The sequence below is a fragment of the Streptomyces sp. NPDC046349 genome (assembly GCF_055587885.1).
In genome coordinates this window covers 145272-158474 of sequence record NZ_JBVJFK010000010.1, presented here as the reverse complement: position 1 = coordinate 158474, position 13203 = coordinate 145272, and the positions used below count along the sequence as shown (strand labels likewise).

Sequence of the window (13203 nt, the reverse complement as noted above, 5' to 3'; positions counted from 1 at the left end):
TGTGTGGGGGAGTGGACTCTTTATGCCCCCGATCCGGGATGAGGCCCAGTTGATTCGCCGGTTGTCACCCGCTTGATCCCGACATGTAGCGGTACGCCCCTACCCGGATGACGATGAGCGACAGCGGCTCCCCCGGGACGCGCCGGCCTGTCCATCCCCGGCGAGGCGGCCGCCGGCCCGGGCGGACGCCACCGGTGACGGACGAGGGGTCCGTACGCGATGGATCTCCACCCCCTCATGAAGGAGTGAGTAGATGACAACCACCCTGTCCGAACGGGTGTCGCAGTCAGCCTTCGACGGCTCCATGCTCCGGGTCGTCCTCCTGATGGATCTCCACGAGGGGACCCAGCAGCGGTTCTTCGAGGCGTACGAAAAGCTCCGCAACGACATCGCGTCGGTCCCGGGCCACATCAGCGACCAGCTGTGCCAGTCCTTCGAGAACCCCTCGCAGTGGCTCATCACGAGCGAGTGGGAGAGCGCCCCGCAGTACCTCGCCTGGGTCAACAGCGAGCACCACGCCGAACAGGTACGGCCGCTCGGCGCGTGCGCCCGCTCCATGCGCCCGCTCAAGTTCACCGTCCTGCGCGAGACCGGCCGCGGCTACGACCAGGCGTCCCGCCCGGCCACGGCGCGCCTGCAGTCCACGCCCCGCCTGGGCGCCGGCATCGTACGCCACGCCCTCACCTTCACCGTCAAGCCGGGCAGCGAGAAGGAGGTCGCGGCCATCCTCTCCAGCTACGCCTCGCCGGCGGCCCGCGTGGACGACCACACCCGCCTGTGCCGCACCTCGCTGTTCATGCACGGCAACCGGGTGGTGCGGACGGTCGAGGTCCAGGGCGACCTGATGGCGGCCCTGAAGCACGTCTCGGAACAACCCGAGGTGCGCGCCGTGGAGGAGGCCATCAACCCCTACCTCGAACAGGACCGCGACCTCGGCGACCCCGAATCGGCCCGCATGTTCTTCATGCGCGCCGCCGTCCCGGCCGTCCACCACATCGCCGCCCCGGAGCCCGAGTCCGACGACGTGCAGCGGCACGCGATCTACTACCCGGCGAAGCCCGGCTGCGGCCAGGCGCTCGCCAGATTCCTCGCCCGGCAGGACGAGGCCGCCGCACACCGGTCCGCGAGCCCCGTTCGGAGCAGCAGCATCTTCCAGCGCGACGACATCGTCGTCCGGCTGATCGACGTGCGCGGCCCGCTGAAGGCCGACCCCGAGGCCGTCTACGGCGTCTCGGGCCCCCGCAAGGCCGCCGTGCTCGACCGGCTGACGGTCGCGCCCGACGGGCGGGGTCGCGCCGCGCACCACACCATGAACCTGATCACCGACCGCCGGGCACCGGCGCAGTCCTGATCCCCCGGGACAGTCCGGCCCCGCACCCCATCGACCCCCACCCCGATCTCCGTCGAGGCTCTCACACGCCAGGAGGCACCCACCATGACCCAACAGCGCCCACGCATCGTGGACCTGAGCGAGACGCCGCCCAACCGTCGGCGCGGTGGCGACCTGAGGGCCGTACTCACCCCGACCTCGGTGGGTGCGACCAGCGGCTTCATGGGCCTGGCCATCATGGCCCCCGGAGAGTCGATCGCCGAGCACTACCACCCGTACTCGGAGGAGTTCGTGTACGTCGTCAGCGGGCGGCTGGAGGTCGACCTCGACGGGGAACCCCACCCGCTGCGCACCGACCAGGGACTGCTCGTCCCCCTGAACACCCGCCACCGCTTCCGCAACGTCGGGGACACCGAGGCGCGCATGGTCTTCCACCTCGGCCCCCTCGCCCCGCGGCCCGAGCTGGGACACGTGGACACCGAACAGGCTCCGAACCCGGAGGGAACCGCATGGGAGCAGCCGCCGGACCGTACAGGAGCGGTCTCGTGACCCGCCGGCGGGTGGCCGTCACCGGAGTGGGCGTCGTCGCGCCCGGCGGCATCGGCGTCCGCGACTTCTGGGACCTGCTGGCCAACGGGCGTACGGCGACGCGGGCCATCAGCCTCTTCGACCCGAAGGGATTCCGCTCACGGATAGCCGCGGAGGTCGACTTCGACCCCGCCGCGCACGGCCTCGACGACGAGGAGGCGGCCCGCGCGGACCGGTACATCCAGTTCGCCCTGGTCGCCGCCCGCGAGGCGGTGCGCGACGCCGGACTCGACCTCACCTCGGACGAGGCCTGGCGGACCGGTGTCTCCCTCGGCACCGCCGTCGGCGGCACCACCCGTCTGGAGCACGACTACGTCGCCGTCAGCCAGTCCGGCTCCTGGTGGGACGTGGACCACAAGCTGGCCGGCCGGCACCTGCACCGGGCGTTCACGCCGGCCACCCTCGCCTCCGCCGTCGCGGAGCAGACGGGAGCACGCGGCCCCGTCCAGACCGTCTCCACCGGCTGCACCTCGGGACTCGACGCCATCGGGTACGCCGTGCACGCCATCGCGGAGGGCCGTATGGACGTGTGCATCGCCGGCGCCTCGGACTCGCCGATATCGCCGATCACCGTGGCCTGCTTCGACGCCATCAAGGCCACTTCGCCGAACAACGACGACCCGGCCCACGCCTCCCGGCCGTTCGACGCCGACCGGGACGGGTTCGTCCTCGGCGAGGGCGGCGCCGTCCTCGTACTCGAAGAGCTGGAACGCGCCCGCGCCCGCGGTGCGACCGTCTACTGCGAGATCGGCGGCTACGCCACCTTCGGCAACGCCCACCACATGACCGGGCTGACCACCGAGGGCCTGGAGATGGCCCGGGCCATCGAAACCGCCCTCGCCCAGGCCGGGGTCGCCGCCGACGAGATCGACTACGTCAACGCGCACGGCTCCGGTACCAAGCAGAACGACCGCCACGAGACCGCGGCGGTCAAGAAGGTCCTGGGCGACCACGCCTACAGGACGCCGATGACCTCCATCAAGTCCATGGTGGGGCACTCCCTCGGCGCCATCGGGGCCATCGAACTCGCGGCCTGTGTCCTCGCCATGGTCCACCAGGTGGTGCCGCCGACCGCCAACTACGAGACGCCCGACCCCGAATGCGACCTGGACTACGTGCCCAAGGTCGCCCGGGAGCGGAAACTGCGCAGCGTGCTCTCCGTGGGCAGCGGCTTCGGCGGGTTCCAGTCCGCCGTGGTCATGACCCGGCCGAAGGAGGAGGTCTCGTGACCAGCCGTACGGTCATCACGGGCATCGGGGTCGTCGCGCCCAACGGCATCGGCGCCGACGCCTTCTGGAAGGCGACCCAGTCCGGCGTCAGCGTCCTGGACCGCGTCACCCGGGCGGGCTGCGAGCACCTGCCACTGCGCGTCGCGGGCGAGGTCAGGGGCTTCGACCCCGGCGCCCTGGTCGAGGAGCGGTTCCTCGTCCAGACCGACCGGTTCACCCACCACGCCCTCGCCGCCGCCGACCTCGCCCTGGAGGACGCCCGGCTCGGCCGGGCCGACTACGAGGACGACCCGTTCTCCTTCGGCGTCGTCACCGCCGCCGGCTCCGGCGGCGGCGAGTTCGGCCAGCGCGAACTCCAGCACCTGTGGGAGCAGGGGCCGCGCTTCGTGGGCCCCTACCAGTCGATCGCCTGGTTCTACGCCGCGAGCACCGGCCAGATCTCCATCCGCCGCGGGCTGAAGGGACCCTGTGGGGTCGTCTGCAGCGACGAGGCGGGTGGGCTCGACGCCTTCGCGCACGCCGACCGGGCGATCCGCCAGGGCAGCCGGGCCATGCTGGTCGGAGCGACGGAGGCGCCCCTCGCCCCGTACTCCATCGTCTGCCAGCTGGAGTACGAGGGGCTGAGCACGCGGGACGACCCGGAGCGCGCCTACCGGCCGTTCACCGACCAGGCCTGCGGCTACGTCCCCGCCGAGGGCGGCGCGATGTTCGTCGTCGAGGACGAGGACGAAGCACGCCGCCGCGGCGCCACCGTGCGCGCCGTACTGGCCGGCCACGCCGCGACCTTCACCGGCACCCGCCGGCGGGACGAGGCCGGCGAGGGGCTGGCCCACGCCGTCCGCGGTGCCCTCCGGGAAGCCGGCTGCGCCCCCGAGGACATCGACGTGGTCTTCGCCGACGCCCTCGGGACCCCGGAGGCCGACGCGGACGAAGCGGCCGCGATCCTGCGCGCCCTGGGCGACCACGGACGCAAGGTGCCGGTCACGGCGCCCAAGTCCGGTACCGGCCGGGCGTATTGCGCCGCTCCCGCGCTCGACACCGCGGCCGCGGTCCTGGCCCTGGAGCACGGCGTCGTCCCGCCGACCCCGAACGTCTACGACGTGTGCCACGACCTCGACGTGGTGACGGGCAGCGCCCGACCGGCCCAACTGCGCACCGCGCTCGTGCTCAGCCGCGGCCGGATGGGCTCGAACTCCGCGCTCGTCGTCCGCAAGGGCTCCCCGACGGCGGCCTCCCGGTCGGTCTGACCCGAGAGGTCCCTCACAGGAAGAGAGCACACACATGTCCGACCGACTGACCGTGGAGGAACTGGCGGCCCTGATGAAGACCGCCGGCATCACCGTCGATCCGACCGAGCTGGCGAGCCGTCCGGACTCCTCGTTCGACGAGTACGGCCTCGACTCGCTGGGCCTGCTCGGCATCGTCGGTGAGCTGGAGAACCGGCGCGGTCGGGCCCTGCCCACCGACGCCGACCGCTGCAAGACCCCCCGGGAATTCCTCGACCTCGTCAACCACAGCCTGATGACCGGAGCCTGACATGCCAGGACACACCGAGAACGAGATCACCGTCAACGCGCCCGTGGAGCTCGTATGGGAGATGACCAACGATCTCCCCAGCTGGCCCCAGCTGTTCAGCGAGTACTCCTCGCTGGAGATCCTCGAGCAGAAGGGGGACACGACCACCTTCCGCCTGACCATGCACCCCGACGAGAACGGAAAGGTGTGGAGCTGGGTCTCCGAGCGGACCGTCGACCGCAAGGGCCTCACGGTCCGCGCCCGGCGGGTGGAGACGGGCCCCTTCGCCCACATGGACATCCACTGGCAGTACTTCGAGGTGCCCGGCGGCACCCGGATGAAGTGGACCCAGGACTTCGCGATGAAGCCGGACGCGCCCGTGGACGACGCCTGGATGACCGACAACATCAACCGCAACTCCCCGATCCAGATGGCGCTCATCCGCGACAAGATCGAGCAGCGCGAACGCGAGGGCCGCACCCCGGCCGCGAGCCGTCTCTGAAACGAAAGGCGAGCAGTCGGATGAACGACACGCACCGCGCCCTGATCGTCGCCCGCATGGCGCCGGGATCGGGCCCCGACATCGCCGAGCTCTTCGCGGACTCGGACGCGGGTGAACTGCCGCACCTGGTAGGGGTCACACGCCGGAGCCTCTTCCAGTTCGGCGACGTCTACATGCACTTCATCGAGGCGGACCGGCCGCCCGGCCCGGCCATCGCCAAGGTCACCGACCATCCGGAGTTCCGCAGCCTGAGCGAGCGGCTCACGGCGTACGTCAGCCCGCACAACCCGGAGACCTGGCGCAGCCCGAAGGACGCCATGGCCCACGAGTTCTACCGCTGGGAGAACCCCCGCGCGAAGTGACCCGGCGGCCCGGACGGGACCCGCACACCGGCGTGTGCGGGTCCCGCCGCGCGTGGGCCGTCGACGGCGATGGCAGAGGGCAGGGCGGCAGAGAGCAGATCGGCAAACGGCACAGCAGCAAAGAGCAGAGAAGCAGGAGACGGCATGAACCCGACAGACACCGACCACTTCCCGGCGGACCCGGGCCGCCCGCACCATGGCGAGCACCCGCGGACCTCGCTGCGCGCGCTCGTCCTGTCCGGGTCCTCCCGTACCGGCTCGGTCAACGTCCGGCTCGCCGCCCTCGTCGCGGAGATGGTGCGCGAGGCGGGGGCCGTGGCGGAACCCGCCACCCTCCGCGACTTCCCCATGCCGCCGTACGACGGCGACGCCGAGGCGGGCGAGGGCCTGCCGGAGGGCGCCCTCGCCCTGTGCAAGCGGATCGAGGACGCACAGGCCCTGATCATCGCCTCACCCGAGTACAACGCCTCCGTGCCGGGCGTCCTGAAGAACGCCGTCGACTGGGTCTCCCGCTACCGCCCGCAGCCCTTCAAGGACAAGCAGACCCTGCTGGTGTCGGCCTCGCCCTCGATGGTCGGCGGCAACCGCGGCCTGTGGGCCCTGCGCGTCCCCCTCGAACACCTCGGCGCCCGCGTCTACCCAGACATGTTCAGCCTGGCGGGCGCCCACCACGCCTTCACCGAGGACGGCGCCCTGACCGACGCGGACCTCGGCGAGCGGCTCGGCGCGACGATCGGCTCCTTCCTCGACCTCGTCGAGGCCGACACCCGCTACCTGTGCCTCCAGCGCCGCTGGTACGAGTTCCTGGGCGACCGCACCGACGCCCCGGTGACCTCCCGCGCCCAGGACTGATCATCATCGGCCGCGGGGGGTGAGCTATGTTTGGCGCGAGTGACGTGAGAAGGAGGCCCTCCGGTGTCATCGGGGCAGCAGGCACGCGCACAAGCAGCTGCGATCACGCCGAGCGGTCAGCCGGCCACGGAGGTCCGCCCTCCGGCCGACCGGCTCCTCGCGCTCTTCGACGGCCGCCGCCTGTCCCCGGGCCAGCGGCGCATCGCCCAGTACCTGATCGACCACCTCACCGAGGCCGCGTTCCTGTCGATCACCGAGCTCGCCGAACGGGTGGGCGTCAGCCAGCCCTCCGTGACCCGGTTCGCGGCCTCCCTCGGCTTCAGCGGCTACCCGGCCCTGCGCGACGTGCTCCAGCCGATCGCGCTGAGCGCGGTGGCCGGCGCCCCCGACACCCGCGAGCAGATCCGCCGCAACGAACTCCAGGCGGCCGTGGACGCGGAGATCGAGAACCTGGAGAACGTACGCCGGCTGCTCGCCGACACCAACCAGGTGCTGGACATCGGCCGCGAGCTGGCCGCGTCGGTGCCGCTGACCATCCTCGGGCTGCGCATCTCGGTCTCCCTCGCCGAGTACTTCGCGTACGCCGCCCGCCGTATCCACCCCGACGTACGCCTCGTGACGCGCGGTGGCAGCGTGGCCTTCGACGCGCTGCTGCAGTCCAGGGCGGCCGGCGGGACCTGGGTCCTGGCGTTCGCGATGCCGCGGCACGCCAAGGAGACCCTGTCCGCCGTCCGGGCGGCCCGCAGTACGGGGCTGCGCGTGGTCCTGATCACGGATCCCACCCTCGGGCCCCTGGTGGACGAGGCCGACGTGGCGCTGACGGCGGCGACCGGTTCCCGCCTGGTGTTCGACTCCTACGCGGCGCCCGGGATGCTCTCGGCGGCCCTGCTGCAGGCGATGGCGGACGCGGATCCCGAGCGGACCCAGGCCCGGCTGGAGGACTACGAGCACGTGGCCGACCAGCACGGCTTCTTCCTGTAGACCCGCTGAAAGCCCTTCGCCCCGACTCCACCAGGCGATATTCAGCCTTCGAGGTGCATGAAATTTTTCATGCGCTTGCTTACTCGACGGTATATATGTTTACTGACGACGGCGCTCCTGATCCACCAGATGCCAAGGAGGACGACCCCACGTCCTCTCGAACGCACCGCGGTACGACGAACCTCCTCCTCACGTCGCGACCGCGGGTCGAGTCCAGGCTTTCGGATCCCGCAGAGCGCCCATGGCGGCCTCGGTCAACCCCTGGGCCGAGGCCGCCCCCCAGAACGTCTCGATCAGAGCTTCGACACCACTCGGAAGTGACGAGAATGCCCCAGACGGCCACGTTTACGCTCAGCCCGGACTGGCCCCTGCAGGTCAAGGCGCCCGGTACGCACGACTGGGAGCGCACGGCCACGCGCTGGTTGCGGGACCTCCTCCCGGCCCGATACGGCGGCTACCTGACACTGACCCGTCACCACGCTCTCCTCGCCCGGCACGTCCAGCTCCAGCTCCAGCACGAGATGCGTGCCGTACGGGCGGCCCTGCAGACCAGCCGCGCCGAGCTGCCCACGATGGGCATAGCCGAGTCGGTCATCGAGAACTCGATCAGGATGTACGCCCTGGAGCTGGAGCAGCTGGGCCGCCTCGCCCGCGGTGCGCGGCTGGTCTCGGACGCGCTCCTGGTGGGCACCCCCGCCCAGCGCCGGCGCTGACGGCGCCTTTCGGGACGGCCCTCAGGGCTTGCAGATCATTAACACGTCGTTTTGATCTTGTTGTTGGACTCGTCGGTCAGGGCGAGGACACGTGCTTGGAGGGCTGCGAGACCGGCGGGTGGGGTCGGTGCGGGTGTGATGGCAATGCCGTGGGCGTCGAGCAGCCGCCGGTTCTTCAGGAGGGTGCGGTGCATGGCGGTCCTGCTGCTGCCGAACAGCACGGCCAGAGGTTCCGCGGCCAGGGCCACCCGCAGGTGGAGCACGGTGGCCAGGACCTGTTCAAGGAATGAGAGCCGGGGCGGTCGGCCGCGCTGGAAGTCGCCGTCCGGGGCCAGAGTTGCTGTGAGGTGGTCCAGCTGCTGGCGGGTCATCCCGGTCAGCTCGGGATCGGACAGCAGGCACTGATCCCACTGCCGGGCAGGTTCCTGCGGGGCCCGGCCGGCCGGGACGGGCGGGGCCGGCTGGGGATGCAGGGCATAGTTCCAGTCGCCGTGAAAACTGTGTCGGGTGAGTGGCAGGGCTGCCATCTCCGCGTCCCCGATCTTGACGCCGGTGGGATAGGCGTTGGTGTCCAGATGGGCGGTCACACGCAGCCCGGTGCCGGTCGTGGTCGCCGCGATCGACTGCACGATGACCTCATGGTTGGTCAGCGGGCGGCCGCGCCAGTTCATGGTGATGTGCGAGAACAGCCGGTGCTCGATCTTGTTCCATTTCGACGTCCCCGGCGGCAGATGGCACACGGTGATCACGAGCCCGGTTTCGGCGGCGAGACGGGCGAGCTCAAGTTTCCAGGCCCGGGTGCGGTAACCGTTGGAGCCTCCCGCGTCGGCGGTGATCAGCAGCCGGGTCGCCCACGGGTAGGCGTCCTGGCCCTGGCCGCGCCACCAGCGGCGGATGGACTCCACCGCGAATGCGGCGGTGTCGTGGTCGGTGCCGACGTTGACCCAGCCGGTGTTCGCCACCGGGTCGTAGATTCCATAGGGGACGGCCTTGCCCAGCTCCGGGTCGGCGAAGTCGTGGACGTTCACCGGCACCGGATCGCCCGCCGGGCGCCACTGCCGGCCGGTGTTCTTGAAGCAGCCGACGAGTTCTTTCTTCTTGGTGTCCCCGCTGATCACGGGCTGGCCGGCGTCCCGGTGCTCGCGCGCCTGCTCGTTGAGATAGCGGAACTGAGCGTCGCGGTCTGGGTGCTGGCCGCCCTCCAGGATCTTGGCGTTGGCCTGGAGACTGAAGCCTTCCTCCCGCAGCAGACCGGCGACGGTATCCGCGCCGACCTTGTGGCCGACCCCGGTCAGCTCCCGCGCGAGGACGCGGGTGGACTTCACGGTCCACCGCAGCGGCGACATCGGATCCCCGCGCTCGTCCGGCTCCACCAGCGCCAGCAGCGCGGACCTCAGTCCCGGGTCGAGATGCACGACTCGTTTGCGTCCGCCACCCGGCCGCCGCACCCGCCCCAAGGGCTCCTCACCCGCCTCCAGCTCGAACACACCCTTGCGGACCGTCGTCTCACTCACCTCAGCCGCCCGGGCCACGGCACGGATACCGCCATGCCCCAGTACCCGAGCCTCGGCGGCCAACAGCAGACGACGCTGCCGCTCGTCCAGATGCGGGAACAACACCGCGAACTTCAAAGCGAGTTGAGTACAGACCTCTTCCGGGATGCGCATACCACACCAACGAGCCCTCGCACGGGAAGCAACACCTAAATGATCTGCAAGCCCTCAGGCCGGCTGCCACGAGCGCAGCCGGGCGGCGACGTCGAAGACGCCGACCCGCAGCATGCGGATGTCGGTGATGAGGTCGCGCCACTGCTCGTATGAGGCCTCCACCGCCTTGCCGCAGGCCTCGATGTAGGCGACGGCCACCCCGTAGGCGAAGTACTCGTTCGAGGCGGGCAGCGGCCGGAGCAGCACGATCGCGTCGAGCAGGGCGGCCGCACGCCAGTAGGCGTCGGGGTCGTCCACTTCCAGGCTGGGCGTGTTGACCCGGTGCCGGGCCACGGCGGCGACCAGGGCGGAGTGGTCGGCCACCTCCACGTCCTTGAACAGCGCTTCCTGCCGCTCCAGCAGCCAGCGGTGATCGATGTGCAGTTCCACGCGTCCGAGTATCCCCGCCCGGGTCCCGCCCGTGGGGCGTTTCGGCCGGGGCGGCGGGCCGCGGGGCGGATCACGCCCGTTCGGTCGCGGTGGCGGTCGCGCCGCCGGCCCGCCTCACCCCGGCCCGCCTCACCCGGCTGTCTGCACCGCCTCGGAGCAGAGACCCGCCGCCTGCGTCGACAGGTGTTCCTGCCGTACCGGACCGCGGTCCGCGAGATCCGACCGCGCAGAAGTGTTCCGCCGCGGGACTTTGCCTCCTACGGTCTGTGCAGCACAGTTCCGGGACCAGGAGGCAGCGTGAAGCGCGACATCGACATCGACATCGACCAGCTGGTGACGGCGATGCAGGCGGTCGACGAGGCGGGGCGGCTCTTCGAGGAGGCGCTCGCGGCGTACGAGTCGCGCGGCCTGAAGCGCACCAGCGACGACTTCAAGGTGGCCGGCGGCTCCGTGCAGACGCTCCAGGGCGCCGAGGAGATGGCGCTGGGCACCAGGAAGTTCCTCGCCGAACTCGCACTCATCCTCGGCTACGCGACGGCGGGCATCGAGGACCGTGTCGCCGCCCGGCCGGCGGTCGCCCGGGCCGGTTTCACCGGCATCAGCGGCGGCGGCGCCCGGATGGCGCGCCCGCTGCTGGAGCCGACGCTGCGGGGGCTGCGCCTGCTGCTCGGCGTCGACTTCTTCGAGCCGGCCTTCAAGGCCGAGATCGAGGAGGTGGTCCGGGCGGAGAAGGCGACCTACCCCGACCCCGCCACGTTCCGCATCCGCACGTCGGCCGGCGCCGCCTCCTCCGTCGGCCGAACGCGCTGACTCCCGGGATGCCGGACCGGCCCCACCCCGCGAGGCTGGGGGTATGCATCATGCGCCCGTCGTCGTACACCGGATCTTCCCGTCGGGAGGCCGACAGGTCACCCTGCGGACCGCCAACCGGGAGGAGCCCCTCGGGCTGGCCCGCTCGGACGAGGACCTCATCGAGTTCCTCCGGAGGGCCGGCATGCCGGACCCCGACGACGTCGTCCTCGGCGGCACCGAACTGGTGGAGTGGGAGTCGGACACCCCGCACGTCTACGAGGCCGACCCGCCGACCGAAGACCTCCCCTGAGCCGCTCTCCCCGGGACGCCCGTGTCTGCGCTCCCCGCGGGGAGCGCAGACCTGGAGGGACACACCGTGGTGGAGGCCCCCCCGGTGGACGTCCACCCGTCGGTCGCCCGCCCGCGGAAGACGGGCCGGGAGCCCGAAGGCCGGCGCCCGTGGGTGCCGGGGCCGCCGGCCCGCCCCGGCAGCCGGTGAACCCGCCTGGGGCCCGTGGAGCCTCCTGAGGCGGCCGTCCGGGCGCCGTCCCCCAGGCGGGCGGCCGAGCTGCTGGTCCGGGCGGACGGCCGACGCCTGAACTCGCCCCCGCCGATCTCACCGGCGGCGAAGCGCCGCCCCGGCCGCGCTGCCCCCTCGCCGTCGCCGGCCGCTCCCGCCGCCTCCATGTCGGGGTGCGCGTCCGGCGGAACGCGGAACCCCGCCCGCACGGGCGGCTCGGTCGCGCACCCGTCCGGTGCCATCCGCCCGCTCCGGGCGTGGGCGGCCCACCACGCCCCGGCTGTGTGAAGAGCGCGACGAGCGGCGCGGAGCGCCGAGCAGGGCCCCGCCCGGCCCGCTCCACTCCCGTAGTACCCGTATCGCATCGCCCGGTATCGCCGGGCACGGCCGGGACGGCGCCGGCCTGCGGGAGGAACCGAATATTCCGGCCCTGGCGCCGACGGGTTGTACTACTGACGTACATTGTCCAACGGCCCGCTGGGCCGGAAGGACAAATAGGGCGAGTGTGGGCAGGAGTGGCCAGGGCATGGCGCGACGCGGACGTGACGGGGCGGACCGCGGAGTCACCTCCGTCGAGCCCGCCGTCCTGGGCCACGAGATAGCCGCGGCCGCCGACGACGGGCATCTCGCCCCGGGTTGGCTGCGCCTGGGGCGCGACGGCCGGCTGACCGCCTATGCGAGCTGCGCCGAGGGCCTGGTGCGCTGGACGGAGTCGGCGCCGGGCTCGGACGTCTGGCACGGGCCCGACCTCTTCCCGGTGGACGGGTGGGCGGGCAGGTTCACCCTCACTCAGGACGCAGGCGGTTTCGTCTGGTTCGCCGGTACCCGCTATCGCGAGGGGGCGCCGAACGGCCGCGAGCTGGTCGTCGCCGCCCAGTACCAGACGGGCCGACCGCTCGGAGACTGGCGCGCCGTGGGCAACCCCTTCCCGGAGAAGGAGGAGGAGCCCGGGCCTTCGCAGGGGGACCCGATCGTGCTGCCCGACGGCGCCGGGGCGTTGCACGTGCTGGCCACCCGGTTCGGCATCGGTGTCCGGGGCCGGACGCGTCGCGCGGACGGCATTTGGGACAATTGGCAGGATTATCAGGGCAAATGGGTGCGCGGCCCCATCGCCCCGCTCGTAACGGCCCAGGGGCGCGCCGAGTTCCTCGCACCGTTCCGGGGTGGGGCGGCGTACTGGAGTCAGAGCGGGCCGGACAACGGCTTCAGGTGGCTCGGGCGCATGGAGGCCGACGCGGTCGAAGGGACCTACAGCTCCTGCGAGACGGGCCCCGGCAGGGGCACCTACTTCTGGCGCCACCCGGCGGACGGCGGGGTCGTGGCGTACCGCCCCCAGGCGCCGGCCGGGCCCGCGCGCACGCTGATGCCGCTGGGCGGGGCGGGAGGCGTGGGCCCTGTGGGCATCACCCGTGCCCGCATCAACGGCTACGACTGCACCGTCATGCTCCAGCGGGGCGCAGAGGGGCATCCGGAGATTGCCGCCTATCCCACGGAGGGCGAGCAGTACGGCGCCTGGTGGGCGCCCGTCGGGGACCGGTGCGCGGGTCTGCCGGCCATCACGCGCGACGCGCGCGGTGCGGTCACGATCGCGATGCTCGACACGGAGGGCGGGTTGCGCATCGCCCGGCAGGACCTGACCGACGCGGGCCTCGCCTTCGAGCCGTGGCGCCGCGTGGGGTGACCTACCTCACCGAGCGCACGCGTGCTCCGCTGCCGGGACGGC

The 13203-nt window shown here is 71.9% G+C and carries 15 protein-coding genes; 13 read left to right on the top strand and 2 right to left on the bottom strand.

Annotated features, from left to right (window positions below; genetic code table 11):
* Nucleotides 1-253 precede the first annotated feature (253 nt).
* The 10 genes from ACZ6JS_RS24065 (at nt 254) to ACZ6JS_RS24020 (ending at nt 8072) form a co-directional block, all read left to right on the top strand.
* Nucleotides 254-1351, top strand: a complete 1098-nt coding sequence (locus ACZ6JS_RS24065; protein WP_469300783.1) for a SchA/CurD-like domain-containing protein — start codon at nt 254-256, stop codon at nt 1349-1351.
* An 84-nt stretch (nt 1352-1435) separates the two neighbouring features.
* Nucleotides 1436-1879, top strand: coding sequence for a cupin domain-containing protein (locus ACZ6JS_RS24060; RefSeq protein ID WP_469300781.1), 444 nt, complete (start codon nt 1436-1438; stop codon nt 1877-1879).
* Entirely contained in the window at nt 1876-3147 is a 1272-nt protein-coding gene (locus tag ACZ6JS_RS24055; RefSeq protein ID WP_469300780.1) for a beta-ketoacyl-[acyl-carrier-protein] synthase family protein, read from the top strand. The genes ACZ6JS_RS24060 and ACZ6JS_RS24055 overlap by 4 nt, the downstream gene beginning before the upstream one ends.
* Nucleotides 3144-4394, top strand: coding sequence for a beta-ketoacyl synthase N-terminal-like domain-containing protein (locus ACZ6JS_RS24050; RefSeq protein WP_469300778.1), 1251 nt, complete (start codon nt 3144-3146; stop codon nt 4392-4394). Before ACZ6JS_RS24055 ends, ACZ6JS_RS24050 begins: the two co-directional genes overlap by 4 nt.
* Before the next feature lie 34 nt (nt 4395-4428).
* On the top strand, nt 4429-4683 hold the full coding sequence (locus tag ACZ6JS_RS24045; RefSeq protein ID WP_469300776.1) for an acyl carrier protein: 255 nt from the start codon (nt 4429-4431) through the stop codon (nt 4681-4683).
* Between the two features lies 1 nt (nt 4684).
* A complete protein-coding gene (locus ACZ6JS_RS24040; protein WP_469300774.1) occupies nt 4685-5164 on the top strand; it encodes an SRPBCC family protein in 480 nt (159 codons plus the stop codon).
* 20 nt (nt 5165-5184) lie between these two features.
* On the top strand, nt 5185-5526 hold the full coding sequence (locus tag ACZ6JS_RS24035) for a TcmI family type II polyketide cyclase (protein ID WP_469300772.1): 342 nt from the start codon (nt 5185-5187) through the stop codon (nt 5524-5526).
* A gap of 219 nt (nt 5527-5745) precedes the next feature.
* Nucleotides 5746-6378 (top strand): NADPH-dependent FMN reductase, encoded by a 633-nt coding sequence (locus ACZ6JS_RS24030; RefSeq protein ID WP_469301052.1) that lies wholly within the window; start codon nt 5746-5748, stop codon nt 6376-6378.
* A gap of 63 nt (nt 6379-6441) precedes the next feature.
* Nucleotides 6442-7359 (top strand): MurR/RpiR family transcriptional regulator, encoded by a 918-nt coding sequence (locus ACZ6JS_RS24025; RefSeq protein WP_364853069.1) that lies wholly within the window; start codon nt 6442-6444, stop codon nt 7357-7359.
* A 326-nt stretch (nt 7360-7685) separates the two neighbouring features.
* Nucleotides 7686-8072, top strand: coding sequence for a hypothetical protein (locus tag ACZ6JS_RS24020; protein ID WP_030848295.1), 387 nt, complete (start codon nt 7686-7688; stop codon nt 8070-8072).
* 38 nt (nt 8073-8110) lie between these two features.
* Here the strand turns inward: ACZ6JS_RS24020 and ACZ6JS_RS24015 are convergent, their stop codons facing one another.
* Both ACZ6JS_RS24015 and ACZ6JS_RS24010 read right to left on the bottom strand, forming a co-directional pair.
* A complete protein-coding gene (locus ACZ6JS_RS24015) occupies nt 8111-9739 on the bottom strand; it encodes an ISAzo13 family transposase (RefSeq protein ID WP_469300770.1) in 1629 nt (542 codons plus the stop codon).
* Between the two features lie 54 nt (nt 9740-9793).
* The gene (locus ACZ6JS_RS24010) at nt 9794-10168 is read right to left on the bottom strand and encodes a toxin Doc (protein ID WP_469300769.1); all 375 of its coding nucleotides are present in this window, start codon (nt 10166-10168) and stop codon (nt 9794-9796) included.
* A gap of 297 nt (nt 10169-10465) precedes the next feature.
* Between ACZ6JS_RS24010 and ACZ6JS_RS24005 the strand changes: the two genes are divergently transcribed.
* From ACZ6JS_RS24005 to ACZ6JS_RS23995, 3 genes are all read left to right on the top strand, one after another.
* Nucleotides 10466-10978 (top strand): hypothetical protein, encoded by a 513-nt coding sequence (locus ACZ6JS_RS24005; RefSeq protein ID WP_469300767.1) that lies wholly within the window; start codon nt 10466-10468, stop codon nt 10976-10978.
* A gap of 43 nt (nt 10979-11021) precedes the next feature.
* Nucleotides 11022-11270 carry a hypothetical protein gene (locus ACZ6JS_RS24000; RefSeq protein WP_030848285.1) on the top strand — a complete coding sequence of 83 codons (249 nt, stop codon included), beginning with the start codon at nt 11022-11024 and terminating at the stop codon, nt 11268-11270.
* A gap of 736 nt (nt 11271-12006) precedes the next feature.
* Nucleotides 12007-13161, top strand: coding sequence for a hypothetical protein (locus ACZ6JS_RS23995; protein WP_469300766.1), 1155 nt, complete (start codon nt 12007-12009; stop codon nt 13159-13161).
* Nucleotides 13162-13203: the final 42 nt, after the last annotated feature.

What these genes read in the sequence shown, in the direction of transcription:
- ACZ6JS_RS24065 (WP_469300783.1), top strand. Translation starts at nt 254, where the DNA reads ATGACAACCACCCTGTCCGAACGGGTGTCGCAGTCAGCCTTCGACGGC.
- ACZ6JS_RS24060 (WP_469300781.1), top strand. Translation starts at nt 1,436, where the DNA reads ATGACCCAACAGCGCCCACGCATCGTGGACCTGAGCGAGACGCCGCCC.
- ACZ6JS_RS24045 (WP_469300776.1), top strand. Translation starts at nt 4,429, where the DNA reads ATGTCCGACCGACTGACCGTGGAGGAACTGGCGGCCCTGATGAAGACC.
- ACZ6JS_RS24040 (WP_469300774.1), top strand. Translation starts at nt 4,685, where the DNA reads ATGCCAGGACACACCGAGAACGAGATCACCGTCAACGCGCCCGTGGAG.
- ACZ6JS_RS24035 (WP_469300772.1), top strand. Translation starts at nt 5,185, where the DNA reads ATGAACGACACGCACCGCGCCCTGATCGTCGCCCGCATGGCGCCGGGA.
- ACZ6JS_RS24020 (WP_030848295.1), top strand. Translation starts at nt 7,686, where the DNA reads ATGCCCCAGACGGCCACGTTTACGCTCAGCCCGGACTGGCCCCTGCAG.
- ACZ6JS_RS24015 (WP_469300770.1), bottom strand. Translation starts at nt 9,739, where the DNA reads ATGCGCATCCCGGAAGAGGTCTGTACTCAACTCGCTTTGAAGTTCGCG.
- ACZ6JS_RS24000 (WP_030848285.1), top strand. Translation starts at nt 11,022, where the DNA reads ATGCATCATGCGCCCGTCGTCGTACACCGGATCTTCCCGTCGGGAGGC.
- ACZ6JS_RS23995 (WP_469300766.1), top strand. Translation starts at nt 12,007, where the DNA reads ATGGCGCGACGCGGACGTGACGGGGCGGACCGCGGAGTCACCTCCGTC.